This is a genomic window from Salinimicrobium oceani (genome assembly GCF_012037645.1).
On sequence record NZ_JAAVJR010000491.1, the window covers coordinates 1 to 487 of the forward strand.

Below are 487 nucleotides of genomic sequence, written 5' to 3' on the forward strand. Positions count from 1 at the left end.
TGCCGGAGAACCTATCCTGAACTATCGTCAAAACTTCTATGTTGTACGTCTTGCAGACACTTACCTAATGGAAGCTGAAGCTCTTGGGGGAACAGGTGCAAGAGCCCAGGCGCTTTTAGACGCAGTAAGAGCCAGAGTTGGTTTGCCAAGCGTACCAGTTTCTTTACAGGCTATCTATAGAGAACGTAGATTGGAATTAGCAGGAGAAGGTCATAGATTTTTTGACCTGGTTAGAACCGGAAGGGCCGCTGAATTTTTATCTGATGAAGGATTTGTGCCAGGCAAACATGAAATTCTTCCAATTCCGTACAGGGAAACAGAGAATACAATAATTGAGCAAAATCCGCAGTATCAATAAATATGAAAAACATGAAAAAATTTAAGTTTATACTGGGCCTATTTAGTTTTCTTGCAATCTTAGGTTGTAGTATGGAAGACGGAATAGACGATGATACTTCCTTTTTGGAAACAGTCAATTCCGGTAATA

General features: G+C 40.5%; 1 protein-coding gene. It reads left to right on the forward strand.

Translation table 11 applies throughout. The features are described 5' to 3' along the window. Positions 1 to 358: RagB/SusD family nutrient uptake outer membrane protein (locus HC175_RS17880; protein ID WP_168139615.1), on the forward strand; the 358-nt coding region annotated here is incomplete at its 5' end. Positions 359 to 487: the final 129 nt, after the last annotated feature.